This window comes from Prosthecobacter sp. (assembly GCF_044232965.1).
Lineage (GTDB): Bacteria > Verrucomicrobiota > Verrucomicrobiia > Verrucomicrobiales > Verrucomicrobiaceae > Prosthecobacter.
Genome location: NZ_JBIIKX010000031.1, coordinates 1 through 25,614, shown reverse-complemented (window position 1 = coordinate 25,614; position 25,614 = coordinate 1). Strand labels below are relative to the sequence as shown.

At 59.9% G+C, this 25,614-nt stretch carries 18 protein-coding genes; 15 read left to right on the top strand and 3 right to left on the bottom strand.

Annotated elements, in window-relative coordinates; all coding sequences use genetic code 11:
* The first annotated feature begins 10 nt into the window (after positions 1-10).
* The 5 genes from ACILSI_RS14205 to ACILSI_RS14185 all read left to right on the top strand — a co-directional run bounded on the left by ACILSI_RS14205 (position 11) and on the right by ACILSI_RS14185 (position 4,005).
* Positions 11-298 (top strand): hypothetical protein, encoded by a 288-nt coding sequence (locus tag ACILSI_RS14205; RefSeq protein ID WP_395722550.1) that lies wholly within the window; start codon positions 11-13, stop codon positions 296-298.
* Positions 299-400: 102 nt separating this feature from the next.
* Positions 401-1,618: a cysteine desulfurase gene (locus ACILSI_RS14200; RefSeq protein ID WP_395722549.1), complete on the top strand. Its 1,218-nt coding sequence runs from the start codon at positions 401-403 to the stop codon at positions 1,616-1,618.
* A complete protein-coding gene (sufU, locus tag ACILSI_RS14195) occupies positions 1,618-2,061 on the top strand; it encodes a Fe-S cluster assembly sulfur transfer protein SufU (RefSeq protein WP_395722548.1) in 444 nt (147 codons plus the stop codon). The genes ACILSI_RS14200 and sufU overlap by 1 nt, the downstream gene beginning before the upstream one ends.
* A 4-nt stretch (positions 2,062-2,065) precedes the next feature.
* Positions 2,066-2,878 carry a bifunctional DNA-formamidopyrimidine glycosylase/DNA-(apurinic or apyrimidinic site) lyase gene (gene mutM, locus ACILSI_RS14190; RefSeq protein WP_395722547.1) on the top strand — a complete coding sequence of 271 codons (813 nt, stop codon included), beginning with the start codon at positions 2,066-2,068 and terminating at the stop codon, positions 2,876-2,878.
* Between the two features lie 77 nt (positions 2,879-2,955).
* Positions 2,956-4,005: a fructose-bisphosphatase class II family protein gene (locus ACILSI_RS14185; RefSeq protein ID WP_395722546.1), complete on the top strand. Its 1,050-nt coding sequence runs from the start codon at positions 2,956-2,958 to the stop codon at positions 4,003-4,005.
* On the opposite strand, the gene ACILSI_RS14180 is transcribed toward ACILSI_RS14185, so the two are convergent.
* Together ACILSI_RS14180 and ACILSI_RS14175 are read right to left on the bottom strand one after the other, a co-directional pair.
* The gene (locus ACILSI_RS14180) at positions 4,002-5,042 is read right to left on the bottom strand and encodes an SAM-dependent methyltransferase (protein ID WP_395722545.1); all 1,041 of its coding nucleotides are present in this window, start codon (positions 5,040-5,042) and stop codon (positions 4,002-4,004) included. The two genes, ACILSI_RS14185 and ACILSI_RS14180, sit on opposite strands and share 4 nt — an antisense overlap.
* Positions 5,043-5,106: 64 nt before the next feature.
* Positions 5,107-5,541, bottom strand: coding sequence for a c-type cytochrome domain-containing protein (locus tag ACILSI_RS14175; protein WP_395722544.1), 435 nt, complete (start codon positions 5,539-5,541; stop codon positions 5,107-5,109).
* Between the two features lie 159 nt (positions 5,542-5,700).
* On the opposite strand from ACILSI_RS14175, the gene ACILSI_RS14170 reads away from it, so the two are divergent.
* The 4 genes from ACILSI_RS14170 to ACILSI_RS14155 are packed head-to-tail and all read left to right on the top strand — an operon-like array spanning position 5,701 to position 10,899.
* Entirely contained in the window at positions 5,701-8,295 is a 2,595-nt protein-coding gene (locus tag ACILSI_RS14170) for a DNA translocase FtsK (RefSeq protein WP_395722543.1), read from the top strand.
* A gap of 47 nt (positions 8,296-8,342) precedes the next feature.
* Positions 8,343-9,332, top strand: a complete 990-nt coding sequence (locus ACILSI_RS14165) for an AAA family ATPase (protein ID WP_395722542.1) — start codon at positions 8,343-8,345, stop codon at positions 9,330-9,332.
* A gap of 20 nt (positions 9,333-9,352) precedes the next feature.
* Positions 9,353-10,264 carry a DUF58 domain-containing protein gene (locus ACILSI_RS14160; protein ID WP_395722541.1) on the top strand — a complete coding sequence of 304 codons (912 nt, stop codon included), beginning with the start codon at positions 9,353-9,355 and terminating at the stop codon, positions 10,262-10,264.
* A gap of 44 nt (positions 10,265-10,308) precedes the next feature.
* Entirely contained in the window at positions 10,309-10,899 is a 591-nt protein-coding gene (locus ACILSI_RS14155; protein ID WP_395722540.1) for an HAD family hydrolase, read from the top strand.
* Positions 10,900-10,930: 31 nt separating this feature from the next.
* Here the strand turns inward: ACILSI_RS14155 and rsmA are convergent, their stop codons facing one another.
* Positions 10,931-12,280: a 16S rRNA (adenine(1518)-N(6)/adenine(1519)-N(6))-dimethyltransferase RsmA gene (gene rsmA, locus ACILSI_RS14150; RefSeq protein ID WP_395722539.1), complete on the bottom strand. Its 1,350-nt coding sequence runs from the start codon at positions 12,278-12,280 to the stop codon at positions 10,931-10,933.
* 135 nt (positions 12,281-12,415) lie between these two features.
* Here rsmA and ACILSI_RS14145 point away from each other — a divergent pair, with 135 nt between their 5' ends.
* The 6 genes from ACILSI_RS14145 to ACILSI_RS14120 all read left to right on the top strand — a co-directional run bounded on the left by ACILSI_RS14145 (position 12,416) and on the right by ACILSI_RS14120 (position 25,311).
* On the top strand, positions 12,416-13,189 hold the full coding sequence (locus ACILSI_RS14145) for an RNA polymerase sigma factor (protein WP_395722538.1): 774 nt from the start codon (positions 12,416-12,418) through the stop codon (positions 13,187-13,189).
* Positions 13,190-13,522: 333 nt separating this feature from the next.
* Positions 13,523-15,295, top strand: a complete 1,773-nt coding sequence (locus ACILSI_RS14140; RefSeq protein WP_395722537.1) for a tetratricopeptide repeat protein — start codon at positions 13,523-13,525, stop codon at positions 15,293-15,295.
* A gap of 79 nt (positions 15,296-15,374) precedes the next feature.
* Positions 15,375-19,730, top strand: coding sequence for a protein kinase domain-containing protein (locus ACILSI_RS14135; protein ID WP_395722536.1), 4,356 nt, complete (start codon positions 15,375-15,377; stop codon positions 19,728-19,730).
* A gap of 70 nt (positions 19,731-19,800) precedes the next feature.
* Complete coding sequence (locus tag ACILSI_RS14130; RefSeq protein WP_395722535.1) at positions 19,801-20,571, top strand: hypothetical protein; 771 nt, start codon at positions 19,801-19,803, stop codon at positions 20,569-20,571.
* A gap of 34 nt (positions 20,572-20,605) precedes the next feature.
* Positions 20,606-24,160 carry a peptidylprolyl isomerase gene (locus tag ACILSI_RS14125; RefSeq protein WP_395722534.1) on the top strand — a complete coding sequence of 1,185 codons (3,555 nt, stop codon included), beginning with the start codon at positions 20,606-20,608 and terminating at the stop codon, positions 24,158-24,160.
* 98 nt (positions 24,161-24,258) lie between these two features.
* A complete protein-coding gene (locus ACILSI_RS14120) occupies positions 24,259-25,311 on the top strand; it encodes a WD40 repeat domain-containing protein (RefSeq protein WP_395722533.1) in 1,053 nt (350 codons plus the stop codon).
* Positions 25,312-25,614: the final 303 nt, after the last annotated feature.

Here is a 25,614-nt window from a genome sequence, read left to right as displayed (position 1 = left end):
ACAACGCCTCATGATAAACACCACCACAATGAAATTCGCCCGCCTCACGATCTCTGCCCTGATTGCCATCAGCCTCACCAGTTGCAGCACACTGGCAAGTCTGATGAACAGCTCTGCATTTCGGATCTTGGACCAGACCGGCTCTGCATTGATGGGGTATTTGGGAGACAACACGCTTCCAGCCAACGGCAAACCACAATCCATTGAGGAGCGAGCCCGCCAGGTGCAATCCGAAGGACTTTACGCGGGTGGCGTGGGTGGCAAAGCCCTGCCCGTCGGCAAGGTTGCCGCACGCTAAAAGTTCCCCGTCATCTGATGGCAGGCAAACACCGGCGGCCAAAAGCCGCGCTTGATTCCGGGGCGATCTTTGTGGAGATGCAGACGTATCGAAACCAACCCCATGGACTGGCACCGCATCCGCTCTGATTTTCCCATCCTCGCCCAGCAGGTGAGCGGGCACCCGCTGGTCTATCTGGACAGCGCCGCCACCAGCCAGAAACCGAGGGCTGTCATCCAGGCGCTTTCGCACTACTACGAGCGGGACAATTCCAACGTACACCGTGCCCTGCACGAGCTGAGCGCCCGTGCCACCGAGGCTTTTGAGGTGGCACGAAAAAAGACCGCCCGCTTCATCGGTGCCGCCTCGGAGAACGAGATCATCTTCACCCGTGGCACGACGGAGGGCATCAATCTCGTGGCCAACACCTGGGGCACGCAGAATCTTCGCGCCGGGGACGTCATTCTCGTCACCGGCATGGAGCACCACAGCAATCTGGTGCCCTGGCAGCTCTTGGCGCAGCGCACCGGAGCCACGCTGAAGCACATTCCGGTGCTCGACGACGGCACGCTCGATCTCGCTGATCTCGATACGCTGCTGACGGAGCGGGTGAAGATCTTCGCCTTCGTCCACATCTCGAATTCCCTCGGCACCATCAATCCCGCCCGCGAACTTTGCGCCAAGGCGAAAGCCGTCGGCGCGGTGACCTTGCTCGACGGGGCGCAAAGCGTCGGACACATGCCCATCGACGTGCGTGAGCTCGGCTGCGACTTCCTCGCCTTCTCCGGTCACAAAATGTGCGCCCCCACCGGCATCGGCGTGCTTTACGGACGAATGGAGCTGCTGGAAAACATGCCGCCGTGGCAGGGTGGTGGCGAAATGATCCTCTCCGTCACGCTTGAAGGCAGTACCTACAAGCCGCCGCCACATCGCTTCGAGGCCGGCACGCCCGACATAGCCGGGGTCATCGGTCTGTCCGCCGCGATCGACTACCTGGAGGCTGTGGGACTTGAACACATCCACCGCCACGACCACAATCTCGCTACTTACGCTGTCCAGTGCATGAGCGAGGTGCCCGGCATCCGCATCCTCGGCCCGCAGTCCGGCCAACGTGGCTCCCTGGTCGCCTTCCACCTCGATTCCGCTCATCCGCACGATCTGGTCGAGTTTGCCAACACGCACGGAGTCGCCATGCGCGGCGGGCACCACTGCACGCAGCCGCTGATGAAGCGCTTCAAAGTGCCCGGCACCACCCGCGCCAGTTTTTACTTCTACAACACCATCGAGGAAATCAACCGCCTCGTCGAAGTGCTGCGTGCCGCCAACCAATTCTTCTCCTGATGCCCCTCTCCGAAGAGCTCCGCGACCTCTACCAGCAGGTCATCCTCGATCACTCAAAGAACCCGCGCAATCGCGGCGAGATTCCCCCGCCCTGCCTCCACGCGCATGGCGACAACCCCTCCTGCGGCGATGAAATCGACGTCTGGCTGCGTTTGTCCGAGGACGGTCAAAACATCGACGACCTCAAGTTCACCGGCCAGGGATGCGCCATCAGCCAGGCCAGCGCCTCGATGATGACGCAAAAGATCAAAGGCAAATCCAAGACGCAGGCCGCCGCCATGCGCGAGGACTTCCGCCGTGTCGTCATGGGCGACGGCGCTCCTGCCGACGAAGATGCTCTCGGCGAACTCATCCTCCTCGAAGGAGTGCAAAAATTCCCCCAGCGCGTGAAATGCGCCATGCTGGCCTGGCGGGCGGTGGAGCAGGCACTCGAAGGCAAATAAGGCCATGCCAGAACTACCCGAGGTCGAAACCACGCTACGCGGCGTCTTGCCGCATGTGATCGGAAAACGCGTGCGGGAGGTGATCGTGCGGGACAAACGATTGCGCTGGCCGGTGCCGGATACGATTTATGAGCTAGAAGGCTGCCGCATCGACACTGGCATCCGACGGGCCAAATACATGCTGTTTGGCACAAAAAAGGGCACGCTCATGATTCATCTCGGCATGTCCGGGAATCTGCGGGTGCTCACTCCAGACGCACCGTTCAAGAATCACGATCATGTGGCCATCACGCTCGACTCTGGCAAACAACTCCGCCTTCACGATCCGCGCCGATTCGGAGCCGCGCTGTGGATTGAGGGCGATCCGATGCAGCATCCTCTGCTCAAAGACCTCGGCCCCGAGCCTTTGGGCAGTGATTTCACCGCCACGCATCTGCGCACCGCCTGCCAGGGTAAAACGGCGGCCATCAAGCAACTGATCATGGACGCGCATGTGGTCGTCGGTGTCGGCAACATCTATGCCAGCGAAGCGCTGTTCATGGCAGGCATTGATCCAAGCAAACCAGCGGGTAAAGTGACGAAACCGCGCCTCGAAAACCTCGTCAAAGCCATTCAGGCCGTGCTGAAAGCCTCGATTGAGATGGGAGGCACGACTTTACGCGACTTCGTGAACGAGAGCGGCGAACCGGGCTACTTTGCGCAGACGCTCCGTGTCTATGACCGCGAGGGCGAGCCCTGCCGGATCTGCGGAGCGAAGATCAAACGCATCGTCCTGGGCCAGCGCTCGACTTACTTCTGCCCGAAGTGCCAAAAATAGCCTTTCTGACCCTGGTTTGTCATTCTTGCTTCGACATTCCATCGTCATTCGGATTTAGTCATTTGTCCTTCCCTCCCATGTCCACCAGCCTCCCACCTCTGCGCAGCGCCCACGACCTCGAACGCGTCCTCGAATTTGAATTTGTCCGTGCCACGGAAAATGCCGCGCTCCAGGCCATCCACTGGCTGGGACGTGGCGAAAAGGAACTGGCCGACGGCGCGGCATGCAGTGCGATCTACGGCGTCTTCGACATCCTCGACATCCGCGGCGAGGTCGTCATTGGCGAGGGCATCAAGGACAACGCCCCTGGCATCTTCGTGGGCGAGCACCTCGGCACCTGGCGTGACGGCAGCCCGCGCTTCAACATCGCGCTCGATCCCATCGACGGCACCAGCAACATCGCCAAGGGCCTGCCGAACAGCATTTCCGTCATCGCCGCCGCCCAGATCCCTGATGGTGCTCCCTGCGCGATGAAAAGCATCCCCAGCTTCTACAGCCACAAGATCGCCTACGGCCCCGCTGTGAAGCGCGCGCTCGAAGGCCGGGGCGATCGCTGCTTCCTCGACATGCCGCTGCAAGAGGTCATCACTTTTGTGGCCGAGGCGCTGGGCAAACGTGAGCGCGACCTCGTTGTCGTCACCATGGATCGTCCGCGTCATCACGACATCGTGGACCAGGTGCGCCGCACCGGCGCGGCGCTGCGTATGGTGACGGATGGCGACATCGCCGCCGCCGTGGCCCCTTCCATGCCCGAATCATCCTGCGATCTCTACGTCGGCATGGGAGGCTCCCCTGAGGGCATCCTGGCCGCCGCCGCGCTGAAATGCCTCGGTGGGGACATGCAGATGCGCATGTGGTTTCATGACGATGCGCACCGGGCCGAGGTGGCCGCGCAGGTTTCCGCCTCGGAACTGAACCAGGTTTTCCGTGTGCATGAGCTCATCGTCGGCGAGAGCGCTCTGTTCTGCGCCACCGGCATCAGCGACAGTCCTTTGCTGCCCGGTTGCCGTCTGGTTGGTCACCGTGTCGAAACGCATTCGATCCTGATGCGCTCACGCAGCGGCACCGTGCGCCGCATTCACGCCGTGCATGATCTGGACCGCAAGGTGGTGCCGCTGCGGGCTTAACCAGCGCACACACAAATCTCGCGACGGTTAGCCGCGAGTTGCGTGGCAAACACGGGCGCGGGTGCCCAGTCACGAATGGCGTCGATGAACTCGTGGGCGCGGTCTTCGAGCGCCGGTGTGTTGAGTTTGATCGTGAGGATCAGCCGGCGGGCCTGAACGGCCTCTTGGATGCGCGCCACTTGTGGCAGTACCTCAGGCGGGGCGAGGTTGATGTCGCAGAGCAACAAGGCGGGTTCCTGAGGCAAGGCGGTGAGGTTGAGGCGGCCTGCGGCGGTGCGCCAGTGGTCGAATCGAACGCCTTGGGCTTTGGCGAATTGGAGCACGCGCTCGTCCATCTCGCCAGTATCGATGCCGAGGACATCCATGCCGCGTTGCAGCAGCGCAAAGGTGGCACCGCCGGGCGCACAACCGAGATCAAGAGCGGTCTGGCCGCGCAGATCGAGCTGATCCCAGCCACGCCACGCAAGGGCTTGTTCTAGCTTCAGCCAGGCCCGCGAAGGCACGTCTTTTGGCAAGGTGATGCGAGGCAGGCCACCAGGATGCGTGTGGGAGCTGTTTTGATGCTCGTGATGGCCGAGAAAGAGCGGTTCGGCATTGGTTTCACCGACAATGACATCGAGAATCAAATCGCCGTGAGCATAAGGCAGCCGGGTTTCGAGTTGAACACCTGCCTGCTGAAGCTCACGCGTGATTTCGACTGCGAGGGCGTCCATGCGCTGCCATTCCGCAGCTTCGACACCGTCTTCATTCGTGAGGCGTGGGAAGACGTGGAGGCGAACCGGCTTGGTGGTGAGTTTGCGGGCATGATCGACGACTTCGGCGATCGTTTTGCACAAACCCAGCGAGGTGCCGCTCACACGGGCAAAGGTGCTGAGCGTTCGCGGCGGGCTGAAACCGGGACTGCGCACCTTCCAGGTGATGAACTGCGGTTTCATGAACGCAGGCGTGAGCTCACCGGCAAAGTGCGTGGCGATGTCGCGCTTGAGCACGGGTTCTGATCCAGCGCGGCAGGTGGTGAAGCGAAAGGGGGCGTTCATGAGGAGAAATAAGAAAGGCGGAGCCGAGGCTCCGCCCTTCGTGGTGAGATGTTGTGCTGGGAAATTATTCGACGCCTTTCCAAGCGCCGAAGCTCGCGCCTTCGGTGATCCACTTCTTGATGAGGTCGATGTTGGCAGGAGTGATGCGGTCGCCCTTGCCTTCAGGAGGCATGGCCATGTCATCGGAATCTGGAAGCAGCATGGTCTTGACCAGCCAGCTTGCGTCAGGCTTGCCAGCGACGACGTTTTCATCCGGGTATTCTTTACCGCCCTTCATGATGACCGCGGCACCGTCGAGACGGAGGCCGCCCTTGGGTTTCTTGACCTTGCCGTTTTCTTCGTGCTCCTTCTCGTGGCACTTGAAGCAGCTTTCTTTGAGGATCGGGAGGATCTGCTTTTCAAAGTCCACCTTGCCCGCGTCCTGCGCGCTGCTGGTGGAGGTGAGAGAAGCACCGAGGGCAAGCACGGCGGCGAGGGTAAGGGCGAGTGTGTTTTTCATGGGTGGTGTGAAACGAGCGGGCGGGTGAAGATGTTCACGAGGATTTTTCGTGGTCAAGCTGCAACCCTGACAAGGATCGAAGCCGATTCACAAAAGTGAGGCAAGCCAAATATTTCGGTAGCCTTAAATAATTTCGTCTGCCAGAATCTCGTGATTCTCATGAGCCGTGCCGCTGCTGTTGCCTCCCGCCCCCCTCGCGCCCGTTCCACGGACGAGAAGGTCAGTCCGTGGAATGATGTGCATGGTATCCTGCTACTGATGCTTTCGGCCATGCTGCTGCTGGCGCTGGTGTCCTACGATCCGCGAGACATGCCAGGGTGGTCCTTCCTGGCGCTGTCGGAGTCTTCCGGCGAGGTGACGCAAAACTTCGTGGGCCGCACCGGGGCGCTGGTAGCGGGACATTTGCTGTGGCTGATGGGCCTGGCGGGCTATCTCCTGCCCTTCAGCATGACGTGGTTCGGCGTGAGCAAGCTGCACTCGAAGATGAAGATCACCCGAGTGGCTTGGCTCGGTGTGGTGGTCATGATCGTGACAGCGGCTGGCCTGCTGGAGGTGCAAAACCTGCTCAACGAGCGCGATCACATCACCCCTCTCGGCGGTGGTGGCGCACTGGGCTATTTCGTCGGCGGCAGCATCCTCAAGACCTTGTTTGGCAAGATTGGTGCCACACTCCTGCTTACGGTGGTCTATGTGGTGGGTTTGTTTTTAACCACCGGCCAGCATCCGCTGACGGCCATCCGCAGCATCCGCGCTGAACTGTCCCGCTGGCAGCAGGAACGCGAGGCGCAGCGACTGATCGAGGAAAAACTCGCCGAGGAGGCCGCGAACACGATCCCCGGCACACTGACACCCGTTCCCACTGAACTCCGTCGCAAGAAGAAGGGCGCTGAACTGCGTGGCGACACTCCCGTGGCCACCACCATGGAGCTACCGCTCAAGTTTGACCCGCCCGCGCCAAAGATCATCGACTCCTCGATTCCCCGCTCGCACGAAGACAACGCGGACAAGCCGAAGCTGGCCGAAGTATGGGAGAAAAAGCGCGCCCAGAAGATGGAACAGGCCCCCCACGGCTCACTGGGCAATCTCACGGTGCGCTTCAAGGACTACAAACTGCCGCCGATGGATCTCCTCCAATGGCCGGAGAACAGCAACCATGCTCCAACCGACAAAGGCGAACTGCTCGGCATTCAGGCCACGATTGTCAAAGCGCTCGCCAGTTTCGGCATCAGCGTGGAACCCGGTGACATCACCCGCGGCCCGGCCATCACCCGCTACGAGGTGCGCCCCGTCGATGGCCTGCGCGTAAGCCGCATTGCGAGTCTCGACGCCGACCTCGCCCGTGCGACTCGTGCCGAGCGCATCAACATCCTCGCCCCGATTCCAGGCAAAGACACCGTGGGAATCGAACTCGCGAATAAAGAAAAAATCATCGTCCCGCTGCGCGAATTGCTGGAGGACGACATCTTCGTCAACGGCAAGTCCAAGCTGCCCGTCGCCCTCGGCAAGGATGTGTATGGCAAAACGATCATCGGCGATCTCGCTGCCATGCCGCATCTCCTGGTCGCGGGTGCCACGGGTTCTGGTAAATCGGTTTGTATCAACGCCATCATCACCAGCCTGCTCTGCCGTTTCGCGCCTGATGAGCTGCGCTTCATCATGATCGACCCGAAGGTCGTGGAAATGCAGAACTACGAGGAACTGCCGCACCTCGCCCTGCCTGTCGTGACAGATCCGAAGAAAGCACTGCTCGCGCTGCGCTGGGTGGTGAAGGAGATGGAAAACCGCTATCAAATCTTCGCCCAGGAAGGCTGCCGCAACTTTGAAGCCTTCAACAACCGCAATCGCAAGCGCAAGGCCGAGGCAGACGCCGCCCGTGCCGCCCGCAATGCGGCTGGAGCTCCGCCAATCAAAGCCGGTGTCGATGACGCCAGTGTCTCCGCCGCCTTTGCTGAAGAAGCCGCCGCACCTGACACTGCTCCCAAAACGGCCCATGTCGGCACAGTGGATGGCGACACTGAAATGCGCGATGCCAGCGGCACCTGGCTCGGTGATTCACAGCCGCCACCACCACGCAAGCAGGAGGTCGTGATTCCCGACACGATGCCTTACATCGTCGTCATCGTCGATGAGTTGGCCGATTTGATGCAGACCGCGCCTGCGGACATCGAAGTTGCCATCGCCCGCATCACGCAGATGGCGCGCGCGGCAGGCATCCATCTCATCGTCGCCACCCAGACGCCGCGAGCGGACGTCATCACGGGCGTCATCAAGGCGAACATCCCCACCCGCATCGCCTTCCAGGTCTCCTCCGCACTCGACAGCCGCGTTATTCTCGACCGCAAAGGTGCCGAGAACCTCGTCGGCAAAGGGGACATGCTTTATGTGCCGCCCGGCGGAGCGCAGCCCGTCCGCAGCCAGGGCGCTCTCGTCACCGACGATGAAATCCACGCCCTCGTCAGCCACTGCGTCGCTCAGGGCAAGCCGGTCTTCGATGTCAAAGTCGATGAAGAAGGCGGCGCGTTTGGCGATGACGAAGGTGATGAAGATGGTGTCAGCGCCGAGGAAATGGAGTGTCTGGAAAAGTGCCTCGAAGTCGTGCGTCAGGAGAAAAAGGCCAGCACCAGCCTTCTCCAGCGTCGCCTGCGCCTCGGTTACGGCCGCGCCGCCCGCATGATCGACCTCCTCGAAGACCGCGGCATCATCGGCCCTGGAGAAGGCGCCAAGCCGCGCGAGATTCTCGTGCAGATGGATTGAGCGACAACCAGCCTTGCGCAAACGGAGCCGCTGGCGAGAATCGCCCCATGCCCGACCACGCCGTTTTCCGCACCCTGTTCACTGACCTCAAGGCCGAGATGCAAAAAGCCATCGTCGGTTACGATGCGCTCCTCAGCGACGTGCTGGTGGCGATTTTTTCCGGCGGGCATGTGCTGCTCGAAGGTGTGCCCGGCCTCGGCAAAACCTATCTCGTGCGCACGCTCTCGCAGGTCGTCGGTCTGGAGCCCGGACGCGTGCAATGCACGCCCGATTTGATGCCGGCGGACATTCTGGGCACCCACATCGTCGGTGAGGACGACAAGGGCCACCGCACCCTGCGCTATGAAAGAGGCCCGGTGTTCAAGAACCTGCTGCTCGTGGATGAAATCAACCGCGCCACGCCCAAGACGCAGGCTGCGCTGCTCGAAGTGATGCAGGAGCGCTGTGTGACCACCGGCGGCGAGCGCCATCTGCTGCCAGAGCCGTTCTTCGTGCTCGCCACTCAGAACCCGATGGAAATGGAGGGAACCTACCCGCTGCCCGAAGCGCAGCTCGACCGCTTCATGTTCAAAATCAAGGTCCCCTTCCCCGACCTCGATTCCCTCGTTGAAATCTCCCGCCGCACTACCGGCTTCTCCGAGCCGAAGCTCGCCAACATGACCAACGGTCCGCAGTTGATGGAGATTCAGCACAAGCTCTCGCAAATGCCCGTCGCTGATCCCGTGGCGCATTACGCCTCGCGGCTGATTCTCAGCAGCCACCCCGAGCAGCCCGATGCGATCCCTGAGGTGAAGCGTTACGTCAGCTACGGCGCCAGCCCGCGTGGTTTGCAGGCTCTCATTCGCGGTGCCCGTGTCTGGGCCGCCATTCACGGAGCCACCGCTGTCTCCACCGACGACATCCGCGCCATCGCCCACGTCTCCCTGCGTCACCGCATCATCCTGAACTTCGAAGGCGAGGCCGGGCAGATCAAAGTGGACGACATCATCAGCAAGCTGCTCGATCAGGTGAAAACTCCGGCGCAGATGGCGGCCTAACCTCGGCGTGATTCGCTCGCATGCCCGACACTCTCGAACGCGAAGACCTTTTCGACGCCTCCTTTCTGGACCGGCTGCGCGTTTTGGCGCTGCGACTGCGCAAACGGCGGCAGTTGATGCGGCGTGGAGCTCAATCCTCTCCCGCGACCGGTTTCACACGCGAGTTCAAAGACTATCGCCACTACACACCGCGTGAAGATTACCGGGCCATCGACTGGCGTTTGTATGCGCGGCTCGACAAGCTCTTCGTGCGTCTTTACGAGGAAACGCAGGAGCTGAATCTGCATATCCTGCTCGACACCAGCACCTCGATGGCCCAGCCATTTCCCGAGAAGCGGCGGCAGGCGCTCAGATTCTCCGTCGCACTGGCCTATCTGGCGCTCAGCGCTCAGCAGCGGGTGAGCGTTTACTCGATGAGTGACACTGTGCATCAGGAACTGCCGCCGCTACGCGGCCAGGGCAACATCGAAAAGGTCATCCAGGCGGTTTCCAAGCTGAAGTTCGACGGCCTCACCAACATGAAACGCTGCTTTGAGGAGTACAGACCCAGCAAGCAGCGCTACGGCATCATCTTCGTCATCAGCGACTTCTTTGGCCACGAAATCGGCAGCGCCACCGAGGCCGTCTCCCGTGTTTCCGCCTGGCCCGGTGAAAATCATTTCCTCCAGATCATCCACCCCGAGGAGCGCCAGCCCGAGCTGGAGGGTGAACTCGAACTCGCCGAGGTCGAAACCGGCGAGCGCCGCCGCTTCTGGCTCACCAAAAAGGACGTGCAGCGCTACGTCGAGACCTTCGACGCCTTCTCTGAAAGCCTCGCCCGTGAGTGCGCCAGCCACCGCATCGACTTCATGCAGGTCACCAGCAACGAAGCCTTTGAAGAACGCTTCCTTGATCTGCTCGTCCGTGGCTCCGCCCTCGCCGGTGGCGCTTGAGCCATCCCCGCGCGTTCGTCATTCGTCATTCGTCATTCGTCCCCATGCTCGACATTCCCGACTACCCCTTCCAAGCCTACATCTTCGACTGCGACGGCACCCTCGTTGATTCCATGCCCCTGCACTACCTCGCCTGGGTGGAGGCGCTCAAACAGCACGACGCCCCGTTTGAATTCACTGAGGAGGTGTTTTACGCGCATGCTGGCATCAAGGAGCAGGATGTCGTCAAGATCTTGAATTCCCGGCACGGCACGAACATCGACCCGGTGAGTGTGGACGAACTGAAAATGGAAATCTTCCGCAGGCGCATCCCTGAAGTACAACCGGTGCGCCCGGTGGCCGAGTTTGCCAAGTCTCTCGAAGGCCGTTTCCCCATGGCCGTGGCCTCAGGCAGCGAGGAACCCACCGTGCGCGGCTGCCTGGAAGCCACGGGTCTGATTCACCTCTTTGAAAACATCATCACCCCGAAACTCGTGAAGCACGGCAAACCCGCACCTGACATGTTCCTGCTGGCTGCGGAGCGCATGGGCATCGCTCCAAGCGAATGCCTCGTGCTCGAAGACGGCAACAGCGGCCTGGAAGCCGCCAAAGCCGCCGGCATGCAGGCGGTTTTTATTCCGCGCACACTGCGGTAATCGAAGGGAGCGCGGAACACTCTTGTCCGCTTCATTTCTTGCTCGTCCACGCCTTCCAGCACGTCACAAAACCCTTCGCGAAGTCCTGGGGCCTCGACTCGACCCACGCCGTGATGTCTTCAGGCTTGAACCAATCGCCAGTGGCAATTTCCTCGGGCAGGCAGCGGATGGGACCATCGTGACGGGTCAGATGCAGTTCGACGAATTCGTGATCGGTGTTCTCTCCGGCAGGAATCTGCGCCGCGACCTCCGTCGCATCGACCTGGATGCCGATTTCCTCATGCGTTTCGCGGATCGCGGCGCTGGCATAACCTTCTCCGGCATCAAGGTGCCCGGCAGCGCTGCTGTCCCACTTCAACGGCGACACATCTTTTAGGTGCGAACGCTGCTGGAGGTAGATGTGCCCGCGCTTGTTGATGACAAAGATGTGAACGGCACGATGCAGCAGCTTGCGCTTGTGGACTTCCCCCCGCGTGAGCTGACCGGTGACCTCGTTGCGCTCATTCACCACGTCGAACATCTCACTGGCCTTCTGCCCGGCATCGGCCTCGTGGCGCTGCTCGTAGTGGCGGGCGATCTGAACCCACTGCGTGAGTGAAAGCGCCTCGGCCCGCACCGTGGGCGAGACATTGAGGCTTTGAATCAATGCCTCCCAGCCGCCCGGAGCCTCGGGCAGCAGATTTTTGAGCTGCTTGCGCCGCTGAGAGAAGCCCATGCGCACCAGCCGATCAAACAACACATGGTCAAACACCGGCAGCGTGGCCGGATCACGCGGGGTGAGGCGGATGACGGCGGAATCCACCCTTGGCTTCGGATCAAACACCTCCGGCGGCACCACGCGCAGCAGTTCGACATTCCAGTCCTTCTGCACCAGCAGGCTGAGCGCCCCGTAGGCGTCGTCCTCACAAGTGGCCGCCAGACGGTCGCATACCTCCTTTTGCAGCATGAACACCGCACAGCCCACCGGCGAAGGCGACGTCAGCCAGTGCTTCAGGATCTCGCTACCCACGGAATACGGCAGATTGCCCACCAAACTCAGCGGCCCATGCCGGAACCACGGCCGCAGGTCGATGCGCGTGGCGTCGTTGTGAATCACCTCCACATCCTCGCGCTCCTCAAACTCACGGATGAGTTCCGGCGCGAGCTGGGAATCTTTTTCGATCAAGATAAGCTTCTTCGGCCTGCCCACGAGGTGCTTCGTCAGCGCCCCCATCCCCGGCCCGATCTCCACCACCACCTCCGCCCCATCCGGCTGCACCTGATCCCCGATCCACTTAGCCGTCTCCTCATCCTGGAGGAAATTCTGCCCCATGCTCTTGCGGGGTGTGAAGTGCGGGCGTGGGGGCGGTGATGCGGAGCGGCGTTGGTCGCGGTATCTCATTGACGCATCATCCACCAAAGAAAGCCCGCCTGCATCAAACCATTCATCCATAAAGGCCCAGGTTCTCCCCTGTTAGCAGCAGGTCCCTTAAATCAAGCTCGCCAACAGTCCGGGCCTGTTGCTATGATGAGCCGCATGAATGAGGAAACCATCGCCCTGACCATGCCTGGCCAGTCCGCCCCCCAAAACGGCGCGGCTTTTCCTGCCACGCATTGGAGCGTCGTGCTGCGGGCCCGGCAGGCTGGCGAGCCGCTGGCGGCCGAGGCGCTGGCGGAGCTGTGCCAGACTTATTGGAAGCCCGTTTACGCCTTCCTGCGCCGCCAGGGGAACACGCCGCATGACGCCGAGGACTTGACGCAGGGCTTTTTTGCCATGCTGCTGGAGCGGGGCTCTTTCGCCACTGTCGAGGAGGGGAAAGGCCGGTTGCGCTCATTCCTGCTGGTGGCGGTTAAGCGCTTCGCGGCCAACGAGCACGAACGCGCCTCCGCCCTGAAGCGCGGCGGCGGGAAGATGACAGTGGCCCTGGACGCGGAAGAGATGGAGCAGGCTGGTTTCACCGAGCCGGCGACGGCGGTGACCCCGGAGGTCTTGTTTGAACGGCAGTGGGCGCTGGCCTTGCTGGACTCAGTGCTCGGGAAGCTGCGCGACGAGTATGCCAAGGATGGCAAAGAGGGGATTTTCAACGCGCTGAAGGACCGCCTCTCCGCGGATGGGGACAGCACCACGCTGGCACAGATCGCGGCGTCGCTGGGCATGAGCGAGGGCGCGATGAAAGTGGCCGTTTACCGACTGCGGCAGCGCTATCGGCGTTTGTTGCAGGAGGAGATCGCCCTGACTTTGGACTCACCCGACGAGGTGAACCTGGAGATCGAGCATCTGTTCAAGGTGTTTGGACAGAGCGGCGGCTGATGCGGGCAACCCGGTTTTTTCTTCGCACCAGGGTGTAACCTTCTGCTCTGTGATTTGGATGTAATGAAGAGTGACGACACCTCGCCATGAAACTGCCATGCCTCATCACCCTGCTCTTGCCCGGCGATCCTGGAACCCACCGGGTTGCGGAGAAGAAGCACACGGGGAAAAAAGCAGTCTCTTCCGCCGAGAAACCATACAACGAGGACAGGTGTGACGAGACCGGGAAGCACCGAAGGCATCCCCACACCCGAGAAGCTCGCTGAAGGGAAGAAGCGGATGGCAGCATTCCAAGCGAAGACAACGAGCAAGTGAACCCCATCTCCTCAATTCATGATCCCTTCATCCATCCTCTCCATCGCTGCGATCTGCGGCGTTCTCTGTCTGTTCAGCGGACCCGCCCACTGTGCTGAAGGCGGAAAGCAGCCTGATGCCGCACTGGTGAAGCAGCGTGAGAGCGCAGTCGCGCTAGCGGAAGGTGGCAAGGTGCTGGAGGCTGAGGCGGCGTTCCGTGCCGTGGTGGCGGAGGCGACGAACAGCCTCGGTACAGAGAACCCCTTCACGCTGCGCAACCGAATGGGGCTGGCGCGGCTGGCCGGAGATGCCGGGAGACCGGCGGAGGCCGTCAAAGAATTGCGCACAGTGCTTTCCCTGCAGGTGCGGGTGCTCGGTGCCGACCACGATGACACCATGACCACGCGGGATTCCCTCGTGGTCATGTTGCGCGCCCAAGGCCAGGTAACCGAGGCGGAAGCAGAGGCGGCGGATCTGGAATTGCAGCACCGGGCACGCATCAAAAGCCGGACACAACGACTCGGGCCTGAACATCCTGATACGCTGAACTGGCGAACTAGCTTGGCGGTTGCGCTGTATGATCAAGGCCGCTTCGCCGAAGCCGAAGTGGAGCAACGTGCCGTGCTCAAAATCAGGGAACGAGTGCTCGGCCCGGAGCATCCCGACACTCTGGTAAGTCGAAATAATTTGGCCACCGCGATGAATTCCCAAGGCAAGAGCGCAGAAGCCGAAACGTTGCACCGCGCGACGCTCAAAATCATGGAGCGTGTGCTCGGCCCGGAGCATCCCACAACACTGTTCAATCGGAACAACTTGGCCAATGCCTTGGATTACCAAGGAAAATACGCGGAAGCAGAGGCGGAGCAACGTGCGGTGCTGAAGATCATGGAGCGCGTGCTCGGCCCGGAGCATCCCACCACGCTGAGCAACAAAGGCAATTTGGCCAACGTGATGGATGCCCAAGGCAGGAGTGCGGAAGCGGAAGCGGCGCAACGTGCGGTACTCAAGACCAGCGAGCGTGTGCTTGGTCCAGAGCATCCCGACACACTGAGAATCCGCATCAACCTGGCCCTTGTGCTCTCCAGCCAAGGAAGGATTGTGGAGGCCGAAGTGGAACAGCGCGCGCTGCTCAAGCTCCTGGAGCGCGTGCTCGGCCCCGGCCACCCGGTCACCCTGCGTTTATTGGGCAACCTCTGCCGCAGCCTTCAAAAGCTCGGCAAGAACGAGGAACTGCGTGAATACACCCAAAAGGGGGCGGATCAAAACGATCCGCAGTTTCAACATGGCCTCGGCATCATGTATCTGTTCGGTCAAGGCGGAGTCAAAGATGAGGTGCAAGCCGTACAGTGGTTCCGCAAGGCTGCGGTCCAAAATTTTGCACCCGCTCAATACAACCTGGGCCTCGCTCACCGGCAGGGGCAAGGGGCCCCCCAAGATAACACTGAGGCCCTTGCCTGGTTCCGCAAAGCAGCACTTCAGAACCACGCCCTGGCTCAGCATTACCTAGGTCTGCTTTATGGTCAGGGCATCGGGGTTCCCAAAGATGAGGTCGAGGCCATTATCTGGGTCCGTAAAGCGGCAGAACAGGGGCTGGCCGATGCCGAATGGATGCTCGGCATCTGTTACGGCCAGGGATTGGGGACAACGCCGGACCAAGTGGAAGCTTACAAATGGGTAAGCCTCGCCGCCGCACAGGGGCATACGCAGGCGAAAAGCAGCCAAGAGACGCTCGAAAGCATCTTGACTCCCGAACAGCTCGCCGAAGGCAAGAAGCGGGTGGCGGCGTTCAAGGCGAAGACCCAGCGACCGTAATGACAAGCTTGCCGCTCAAATCTGGTTGCTCCAGACTTGAGGAGGTCGTGTTGGACAACCTTGGCTCATTCATTCCGTGATGCACCACAACTCCAATTCATGCGCAAAATGCGGACAGCTCCTGCCGACCGGGAGCGCCCAAGGCCAGTGCCCGCAGTGCCTGCTCAAAGCCGTGCGGGAACCGCTGGAACTGCCGACGGAAGCGCTGCTGGAAGACCACGATGAAACTGGGCAGGACACAGTCACGCTCAAGGTGCCGACAGGCATCTCGGCATCTGCGATGTCCGGTGCCATGATCGGGCGCTACAAGCTGCTCCAGGAACTTGGCGAGGGCGGATTCGGCATCGTCTATCTGGCGCAGCAGACGGAGCCGGTGAAGCGGCGGGTGGCGCTGAAAGTCATCAAGCCGGGCATGGACAGCCGCGAGATCGTGGCCCGTTTCGAGGCGGAGCGGCAGGCTTTAGCGTTGATGGATCATCCGAACATCGCGAAAATCTATGACGGCGGCACAACGACGGAAGGAAGGCCGTATTTCGTGATGGAACTGGTGAAGGGCGCACCCGTCACGGAATATTGCGATGACGCAAAGCTCAGCACCCGCCAGCGGGTGGAGCTTTTCCTCGATGTCCTGGCTGCCGTGCAGCACGCGCATCAAAAGGGCATCATTCACCGCGATTTGAAGCCGTCTAACATTCTGGTGTCGTCGCACAATGGCAAACCGGTGGTCAAGGTGATCGACTTTGGCATCGCCAAGGCGCTGAGCGTGGAATTGACCTCGAAAACGCTGTTCACCGGACTGGGGCGGATGATCGGCACGCCGGAATACATGAGTCCTGAGCAGGCGGAGGTGAACGCGTTGGACGTGGACACGCGGAGCGATCTCTACTCGCTCGGCGTGGTGCTTTACGAACTGCTCACCGGCCGCACGCCACTGGACTCACAGCGGATGCGACAGGCTGGCTACGAAGAGATCCAGCGCATGATCCGCGAGGAGGAACCACCACGTCCAAGCACGCGCCTGAGCACGCTGGGCGCGGCGCTGCCGACCGTCGCACGAAAGCGCGGGACGGAGCCTGTCAAACTGACCAGGCAGCTTCGGGGCGAGCTGGACTGGATCGTGATGAAGGCTCTGGAGAAAGAACGCAGCCGCCGCTACGAAACAGCCAGCGCGTTTGCTGACGACATTCGGCGTCACTTGAATGACGAGCCGGTGAGTGCCAGCCCTCCATCACGGCTTTACCGTCTGCGTAAGCTGGCCAGAAGAAACAAGCAGGCAATCCTGCTGGCGGTGGCAGTTGGCACGGCCTTGGCCGTTGGCACCGTCGTGAGCCTCTGGCAGGCATCGCTCGCGCGTCAGGCGCGTGATGCGGCAGTGATGGCGAAAAATCATGCCAGCGAGGAAAACAGTAGCCGGAAAAGACAACTCGCAGAAGCGGCGCGGACAGACCGGCTCACCGCGATGGAGCTTTTCGGGCAAAACCGGCATCGGGACGCCTTCGCCTTTCTGGCACGGGCTTGCGACTACGACCCCGAATCCACTCTGGCCGCGGAGACAGCGATTCTCCAACTCAACACCTTAAGCCTGGCCAGAGAGTTGCTGGTGCTGAAGGGCGAAGGCGAGTTTCCAACCGAACCCTTGAATCGAAATGGCTGGCTGCAGCGCCTGGAGCAGCATCAGTGGCTGGGGGCCGATGATGCTGCGTTCACCTCGGATGGCCGTCACATCTTCTCGGTTCAAACCATGCCTCAAGCTTTCGGAGAAGGAACGGCCCCGAGTCCTTTTGCGCATCTGTGGGATGCCAACACCGGTCGTCTTCAAGAAAGTCTCGCGTTGAAAGCAGCCGATAGAACCGACTTCAATGAAAAGCCCGCCAGTGTGGCGATGAGCATCGGCACACTGGCTTTTGACTGGCCTTGGGAATCGAATGCCGTCCGTGACACCGCCATGCCATCGCCGGACGGTTCGCGAAGCGTGATTACACAGAATGGAACAGCCGTGCTGCGAGACGTGGCAGGCAAAGAGGGGCGATCTCTCGACGGACACGAGGGAGAAGTGCTGTGCGCCCGTTTTTCGTCTGACGGACTCGCGCTAGTCACTGGCGGCACCGACCAGAACGCCCTCCTGCACGATGTCGAGACAGAAGAAGTTCGCGCATGGATCATCGGGCATGCCGGACCTGTGACACAAGCACGTTTCAGCCGGGATGGAGCCAAGATGGTGACCTGCTCGGAGGATACCACGGCCCGCATTTGGGAGACCGCCGCAACACGCCTCATGGTGCAGGCGGGTGACATCGGCGAAGATAGCCTGATGGATGTGGGCTTCAGTGCTTCAGGCCGGGACATCATCGCCCGCACGTTCGGGCAAAAGTTTTGGACGTGGAATTTGGAAACCGGAGAGGCGAGCGGGCCACCTGTCTATTTTGAGAACCACGAGATCGTTGGGGAGGTGAACTTCAACCACCCCATGGCACTTGTTTGTCGCCCTCAAGATACGAAGACGGATGCCGAGGCCAGCACAGCGGAGGTGATGAACCTCGCCACCCAACAATCACAGGCGAAGCTGCAAGGCCATGCCGGGCCGGTTCAAAGAGCGGTTTTCAGCGCCAACGGTCAATGGGTGGCGACCCAAGCCCAAGACCGAATCGTGCGTGTCTGGGAAATCCGCACCGGCCGCCAAGTGTTTCAAACTCCGAATGAATGCTCTGAGTTGGGCTGCCTTTTGTTCAGCCCGGACTCCACGCGCCTGCTGGTGCCTGACAAAAACCATCTGCGACTGCTGGAAGTGCCCTCTGGCAGAGTGATGTTCGAATCCTCTCTGGATGAGAATGAGGAGGTGGTTTCCGCAGCATTCAGTCCTGACGGCACGCTGCTGGCAACCGGCTCAAACGACTCCGTGGCCAGAGTGTGGGAGCATGCGTCCGGGCGGCTGGCGGCCACTTTGAAGGATCATCCGCAAACCGTGTCCTCGGTCACATTCAGTCCTGACGGGACCATGTTGGCCACGGCCTGCTGGCGTGAGAGCGTGGTGCAAATCTGGAACACGGCCACCTGGCAGCGTCTGTCACTCATCAAGAAATCCGGGGAGAGCATGGAACGCGCGATCTTCAGCCCCGACGGCAGATTTGTCACTGCGGCGTCAGATCGTGCGGCTGCGCTCAATCTATGGGAAGCACGAACGGGAGAACTCGTCACAAGCCTGCGCTGGCCGGAGATGGATTTGAGAAGCATCGCCTTCAGTCAAGATGGCAGACGCGTCATTACGGCATCCCGGCGTGGCGGCCCACTGATTTGGGAACTGCCAGGCTTTCAAGGCCCCGTGCCTGCATGGTTTGCGGATTTTCTGCGCTACCTGGTGCGACGAGAAGTGGCGCAAAAAAACGGCCGACCGCGCAACCTTGGCCCGGACACAGCCGAAAGTCTTCGAAAGAGCATTGAAGATGCGTGCAGGGAGGATAATTCACGTTTTGGCGAAATCGCTCGCTGGTTTTTGACGCCTGCGGAGCAGCGCCCCGTGCGACCAGGTGGCAAGGACACGCGCCACGCGGTTGCCGACCGCCTGATCACCGCAGAGGCTGGGCCGGTTCAGTTGCGTCAGGCCCTTCAATATGATCCCGCCAGCCCGCTAGCGCACTATGCGCTGGCCCGGCACGCCGAAGATCAAACCGTCGCGGAGTTCTTGCGAGGTTGGGCATTGGAAAACCTCCCTTCCCCCATCCCCGATGATCTGCAAACGCGACTGGACTCTCTCCATGTCACTGAGGTGGAGCATTCTTTGGACGTTCCCGCCTTCACTCATTCCCCCGATGGCAAAATGGGCGTCACTGTGCCAACTCTCGATCAATTCAATGAGTCACAGCATCAGAACAAACTTGTTGAGGTCGCCACCAGACGAGCTCTGGCCGTCATCCAGGCCAGACCGGGTATGCAGAAGATGAATCATGGCGGCGCGTATGCGAAATGGACGAAGGATGGCTCAGGCTTGCTCTGGGCCGTTGCCGGCAAGTGGTGCCATCGCTCCCTGGCCTATCTACAGATCGCCGATGGTCGTGTTGTTTGGCAGACCGACCTCCTCAGAACATCCCAACAAGAAATACTGAAGCGCGTGAAGGCGGCGGCACCTGAACCCTATACCGCCGCCGTTCAGGAGAATCGAGGCAACGGTACCGCATACCCTGACGGATTCACGATTGATGTGGAGTCAGAAAAGGGTTCCGAAGAGCGTCTACCGCTGCGTTTTCTCGTCTGCCTGACCTCCGGCCCAAAAGGTTTCTCAGGCATGCCGGTGGAGGCAGCCATCGTTGCCAGCATGCGGGGTGTGCTAGCTGAAAATGGCTCGATTACCTGGGCAAACTTCAAGGTGCTGACACGCGAACAAGCCATCCGTCAGGAGGATGCTTTTGGCAGTCGTGTGGAAATCAAGGATGGCCTGTAACCTTTGACGGCCATTCCGGAGGTAGGGGATCAAGCGGTGCTCATACCGCGATGAATCCTCACCTCATCCTATGAAACCATGCCTTATCATCAAACTAACCCGGCACTGGATTACCGCGAACCTCATTCTCGCCCTGTCCTCCTGCTCCTCATCCTGTGAAAACCAAAAACTTGGCCACACGGCATCGACAACCCGCCATCCCGCACTCTTGCTTCAATCCTGTCAGGTGAGTCCGTCACGCATGATTTCTGACGCTGAGTTGATGAACGCCAAGAACTTGCGTACCAAGAAGCCTTCACTCTCGGTCGGCGCAACCGTGGAATCTGCACTGATAGTTACGGGCACGGTGGTTGTCGGGTCATTCTTGGTGGCTGCCGGTATTTATTCTGGCTTCGGACCACCCGAAATGCACTGGCCGACCAACATGCCAGATCTTTTCGTTGAGCCGTCCCTGAGGTCGCGCACGATCTCGCCTTCTCCTGATTGTCAGATCAAGCTATCCGGAGCTGAACTCCGCTACGTTCCTGCCAAAAACGGGAAGGATGTCCAGATCGCCCGGGTGCGCGGAAACGCCCGCATCGACGTGATCGACCGTTTTGGCTCCTATTATTGTCGTGCCGACGAGATTCACTACCGGGCGGCGACCAATGAGATCATCCTGAACGGACGAGCTTCGGTGTCGGCAGCCTATGCTCCTGGAATCCGCGATTATGGTCTTGCGCGTGTCGATCTTTCTCGCGGCGTCCTGGAATACAGCTCCAATGAAAAAACCACCCTTCAGCAATCCAATCCGCGCATGGAGGATTTTGCCATGGTTCAACCCAAAATGTTGATCCCATGAAGCCTGCACCCAGCTTTTCCAGGTGTAGTTCGCCATGACTTCCTTGTCACTGCCCCGGACCCGTGTCGCCGTCATCCTCGAAAACAATCCGATGGATGCGCCCAAATGCATCGTTAGAAACATCAACACCACTCCCCATTCGATGAGTGCAAGCCGTCTCACTTTGTCCATCGTTGTGGTCGGCGGCTTTTTCGGCCTGTTTAAAGCGCCAGCCTGCTGCGCTGAGAATGAAAAGGCGACCCAGCGCAGGGCTGAGAGCATCACCACTCCGGGCACCAAGCCTGCGCGTCCGCACCATGTCGGGCGTTATTCGCACGCGGACATGATCGTCTTTGAGGGAAACAAAACCTTCATGCGGGCGCTCTTGCGGCGCGGTCTGCTCAGCAGTTCGGAGTATCTGCTGGCGGCGTATCCCACTGAGGATTTCGATGCATTTCTAAAAGCGCTGCAAGGCTGCCTCCATCGCGGTTATTCCCATTCCGGCTTTCCTGACGCCCGGATAACCGTGAACTACGACGCTCCCCGCGATTTGATCAAAGCCGCCATCGACGAAGGGCCGCGTTTTCGCTGGGGTGCGCTCAAGATCGAAGGTCTCAAGTCACTCGACGCCACCGCGTTTACCCAAGACTTTCTTCAGACGGCTGAAAAGTCGGACTCCTTTGCCCGCCGCATCAGCGAGGCTGTCACCACCAAAGAGCCCGGTAGCGAACTCTTCAACGAATCGGATGACGATCCACTTTCCGTCAAAGGACTCGTCGGTGACAAGTCGGTCATCACCCATGTCAACCACTTCAGCGCATGGAAGGCTGGCGACACCGCCTCCTTCGGCGTGGCGGCGGACAAATCACTTGAGCAGCGAATCATCCAGGCGCTTCGTTGGAAAGGCGTGTCCGTTGCGAAGGTGACCATCTCCCACCAGCAACATGCGGACACGGGGCTGGCCGACACCCGCGTGATCGTCGAGGAAGGTCCTCCTCTGGTCTTGCGCACCATCACGCTGAAAGGCCATGAGGTCTTCACCCGCGAAAAGTTGTTAAAGTTTCTCGGATTGCACGAGGGCATGATCATCTCTGACGACATCATCGCGCGCGTCGAGGACAGGCTGGCCAGATCCATGCGCTTTCTCCGCTGGCGCGGGCTGCTGGTGGATGCCAAGGACGGCATTGATCTCTGCCTCGGCATCCAGGAAATGCCTGGTGCTCTGCCGTTGGAACAACCGCTCAATGCGGACCAGCAGGAGTTCGTCAAGCTGGCCGAATGGCTCACCCTCATGGACAAGCGAGACACCACTCTCGAGGCACGCACATTCCTGGCGGACGGCACACCTGATCCAAACTCGCCCTTTAGCTTCACCTGGGCCGCCCAGAAAGGACTCCAGCTTCATTTGTCCCGTAACAACCCTGAGGATTCCTTCAAGTCCTTCATCCTTGCCATGGGACACGGAGGCATCAAAGCCTTGCTCGATGAAAGCAACAAGCGCTCGGTGTGGCATGCAGCCGTCCCGAATGCTGTCATGGAAATGAAGCTCAGTCTTGTGACCCAACTGAGTGACAAAGGGCAGACAGCAGGCGCAATTCTTTACAGCGGTGGCATTCGCAACGGCTCTGTTGCTGGCAGCGGCCTCAAGCTGCAAGCTTCTGTCACACCCACCGAGTTCTACCGCATCTCCACTCGGGCGGACAGTATCGTCCGCCGCATCTCCGACCAGGGAGTTGAGTGCCTTGAAATCCTGTATCAGGATGTCCGCATCCTTTGGGATCTTCCGCAGCAACAGTTGCGTGAGTGGAGCTTCCCGCTCGACGACGCATCCAAGGGCAAATCCCGGCGGTTCGTCAAAATCCGCCAGGGCATAGATCAGTGGCGCGCCATCGACGCCATGCTCGTTCGAGAAGAAAAGAGCCAGGATCTCCCCTGGAGCAGCTTCAGCGACTGGGGCCGTCTCCTGCTCAAGATCCCCGACCTCGAGTCGAAGACCGACGGCCTCCTTACCCGTGAAGTGATCGAGCGTTATGCCCTCCTCCTTGATCTCTCCAGCCACTTCATGATCTCCTTTTTCGATGCCTGGCAAAAAGGCTCCAACAGCAAGGACTCATTCACCATTCCCATGCGGGTCCAGGACAGCAACGTGCCGCCTCCGATCTCCAGCCTGCTGGCGGAGCTCTGGTTCATGTTCGCCGATCAGTTCCTCCCGCCTGATAGTTGGCTGTGGGAACTCGGGCGTGAGGCATTCTACGCCGAGATGGGCCGCACTCAAAACACCCAGGCGGCCATCGAACGTATCGCCAAGGATCCGGACATCGGCCCCTATGGAGCCCTGCTGGCCGAGACCATGCTGAAAAAGCTCAACCTGCCCCAGTCAGCCATGTTCCGTCGGCTCGCCGCACAAAAGCTCTCCATGGGCCAGTTTCGAAAAGACTGGGAGTTTCTCTTTCGCTCCCCCCTTGGTCTACAGGAAAGCTTCAATCATCTATTCACCAAGCTCGCTGCGCTCGATGACCGCCAAATCCATCTCCTCGGTGGCCCTGCGCTAGAAAAACCCCTCGCCGAAGCCGTCACCCGCCTCCGCACCAAGCCCGGCACCCCGCCCACCGACCTCCTCTGGCCGGTCGCCCAGTATTGGTGGTCCACCAGCGGCGAAGCTGACCTGAAGGCCCAGATCGGCCCCGTCTCTCTCCTCATCCCTCCAGATCCAGCTCTTGTTGCCGCCCGTGTCAATGACACCGACATCCCGCGCACAGAGGTCCAGGAAAACGCCCGCACGCAGGAAGAGTTCATCCGTCGTTCACTCATGGACCGCCCCGCCGAAATAGATGGGCAACTCGCGCTTCTCCGGGAAAGAACTCTGGATGAACTCATTCAAAAAGTTCTTATCCTTGATGCCTTCGAAAAAAACGGCGGCACCCTCAAAGACGAGTTCATCGAGCAGGATCTCAGCACCTTCGTCACGCAGCACTTTGGTGGAGACCTTGCCGCCTTTCACAAAAGCCTCGCCGCAGACGGCCTCACCGTCGAGCGTTTCAAAAAGATGCGCCGGGAAACGATGATCGTGCAGTACGTTCGTGCGCAGGTCACCGCCAGCGTCAAAGAACCCGCCGACTCAGAACTCCGCGCTTTTTACGACCAGCAAGTCGTCAAAAAGACCGCGCGTGAGGTCCACCTCCACGCCATCACTCTTCCCAAGGGCGATTCCAACAGCAAGGCCCAGAACCCACGCCAGCTCGCCACAGAAATCCGCGCCAAGGCCCTTCAGGGAGCGGACTTCGAGCAACTCGCCAAAACCTACTCCCAGGACGACAACGCCAAAAACGGCGGCTGCCGCGGCACCATCGACCCTGCTGAACTCTACAAGCCCCTCCAGGACGCCCTCCAGACCATGAAGGCACGGGACGTCAGCCAGGTCATCGAAATCGAGACCGCCTTCGTCCTCCTCTGGATCAAAGACGAAAAGCCCAAACCCACCCCACCCTTCGAAACAGAACGCCCGCGCCTCTTGAAAGAAGTGCTCCGGCAAAATCAGGACGCCTTCTTTAAGCGCTGGATTGATGAAAAACGCCAGTCCGCCCTCATCGAGATTTTCCAATCCCCCTGATGCACGATATGACCAATGTGAAAATGCGGTTAATCATCACGCAATTATGCCGCATGGCGGCCTGATGAGAGATCAACGGAGAAGCCTTCATTCAACTCATGAACACCTCCCACATTCTTTTCACCGCGATCTTCTGCATCGCGATGTGCTGTTTTCCAAAAAGCAAGCTGTGCGCGGAAGAGCGGCGAGGTTCTCAGAACAACAGCAACCCTAGTTTTGCCGCACGGATCAAACACCCACCGCTGAATGTGTATGAAGGAAAGGTCTCTGATTTCGCCTTCTCATCGGATAGCAGTTCACTCGTCTTCTGCGCTGGAGGCAAGGTGTTGATTCTGGACAATCAGACCCACAAGATCAACTCTCCCCTGCCGGGAGGCACGACCCAGTATTTAATGGCCAGTTTCTCGCCTGATCAGAAATGGGTTCTCACCGCAGACACAGATTTTCGAGTCGCCCTCCATGAGGCGAAGACTGGCAAGCAGATGAAGAATCTCGGGCAGCTCAAGAATCCGATTAATCGTGCCGCCTTCTCGCCAAGTGGTGAGTTTGCAGCTGCGGTTGGAGGCCGGCAAGAAAGCGAACTCGCCATTTGGGATCTTCTTGATGCAACGCATCAAATCAATCTCAGAGGACCACAGGCAACCCTTAACGATCTGCAATTCAGCCCAGACGGACAATCCATGGCGGCTGCGAGCGGGGATGGCGCGGTCATTGTTTGGGACACCACTGGCTGGAAATGGAAGGTTCGCCGCGGAGCTTGGATTGCCTCAAACGGTGGAGTGATGAGCCTCGCATTTTTCCCCGATGGCCAGCAACTAGCTGCGGCAGCACCTTTGGAGCACCAAATCACCTTCCTCGACATTTTAACGGGGAAGATCACCGGGCAGATCGACACGGGAAAACAGAGTTTATTTCAATGCATTGCCTTCTCACCTGACGGGCGCGTTCTTGCCGTTTCAAACGGGGGCGCCCAAATTCAGTTCTGGGATCCTTCGACACTCGCCACCTCCGGTTCACTGAATTGTGCAGGGAACGCTTTCAGAATTGGATTCTCGAGCGACGGTCGTTTCTTAGCAACTGTAACGACGAAAGGACTGCTGCTGTGGTCCATCGCAGACAAGATACAGCAGGTGCCCGATAAAAGACTTTGATCAAGCCACCCCAAACAGCATTTTCTCGTTTGAAACGCCCCCCATATGAGTGACAACACCACTTGTTTGTCCTGCGGTGCAGTCGTCACCAAAGTGAGGTCCGAGGGACTCTGTCCGGCATGTCTCTTAAAATCCGCGTTGGTTGGGCACAGCATCCCAATGCCTGATCCGCTCGACCTAGGCGGTGTCTTCGCAAATAAAACGCCTTTCTGGCAAGGTGCTGGAATGGGCGGGAGTTGAGAAGGAGCCATGTTCAACAAACTGACCCGGAGTCTGCAAACCGCCCTGCGTGACAGGGCTTCT

Bases quoted from the DNA above. Each gene is read 5' to 3' on its own strand.
- ACILSI_RS14205 (WP_395722550.1), top strand. From the start codon at position 11: ATGATAAACACCACCACAATGAAATTCGCCCGCCTCACGATCTCTGCC.
- ACILSI_RS14200 (WP_395722549.1), top strand. From the start codon at position 401: ATGGACTGGCACCGCATCCGCTCTGATTTTCCCATCCTCGCCCAGCAG.
- sufU (WP_395722548.1), top strand. From the start codon at position 1,618: ATGCCCCTCTCCGAAGAGCTCCGCGACCTCTACCAGCAGGTCATCCTC.
- mutM (WP_395722547.1), top strand. From the start codon at position 2,066: ATGCCAGAACTACCCGAGGTCGAAACCACGCTACGCGGCGTCTTGCCG.
- ACILSI_RS14185 (WP_395722546.1), top strand. From the start codon at position 2,956: ATGTCCACCAGCCTCCCACCTCTGCGCAGCGCCCACGACCTCGAACGC.
- ACILSI_RS14180 (WP_395722545.1), bottom strand. From the start codon at position 5,042: ATGAACGCCCCCTTTCGCTTCACCACCTGCCGCGCTGGATCAGAACCC.
- ACILSI_RS14175 (WP_395722544.1), bottom strand. From the start codon at position 5,541: ATGAAAAACACACTCGCCCTTACCCTCGCCGCCGTGCTTGCCCTCGGT.
- ACILSI_RS14170 (WP_395722543.1), top strand. From the start codon at position 5,701: ATGAGCCGTGCCGCTGCTGTTGCCTCCCGCCCCCCTCGCGCCCGTTCC.
- ACILSI_RS14165 (WP_395722542.1), top strand. From the start codon at position 8,343: ATGCCCGACCACGCCGTTTTCCGCACCCTGTTCACTGACCTCAAGGCC.
- ACILSI_RS14160 (WP_395722541.1), top strand. From the start codon at position 9,353: ATGCCCGACACTCTCGAACGCGAAGACCTTTTCGACGCCTCCTTTCTG.
- ACILSI_RS14155 (WP_395722540.1), top strand. From the start codon at position 10,309: ATGCTCGACATTCCCGACTACCCCTTCCAAGCCTACATCTTCGACTGC.
- rsmA (WP_395722539.1), bottom strand. From the start codon at position 12,280: ATGAGATACCGCGACCAACGCCGCTCCGCATCACCGCCCCCACGCCCG.
- ACILSI_RS14145 (WP_395722538.1), top strand. From the start codon at position 12,416: ATGAATGAGGAAACCATCGCCCTGACCATGCCTGGCCAGTCCGCCCCC.
- ACILSI_RS14140 (WP_395722537.1), top strand. From the start codon at position 13,523: ATGATCCCTTCATCCATCCTCTCCATCGCTGCGATCTGCGGCGTTCTC.
- ACILSI_RS14135 (WP_395722536.1), top strand. From the start codon at position 15,375: ATGCACCACAACTCCAATTCATGCGCAAAATGCGGACAGCTCCTGCCG.
- ACILSI_RS14130 (WP_395722535.1), top strand. From the start codon at position 19,801: ATGAAACCATGCCTTATCATCAAACTAACCCGGCACTGGATTACCGCG.
- ACILSI_RS14125 (WP_395722534.1), top strand. From the start codon at position 20,606: ATGACTTCCTTGTCACTGCCCCGGACCCGTGTCGCCGTCATCCTCGAA.
- ACILSI_RS14120 (WP_395722533.1), top strand. From the start codon at position 24,259: ATGAACACCTCCCACATTCTTTTCACCGCGATCTTCTGCATCGCGATG.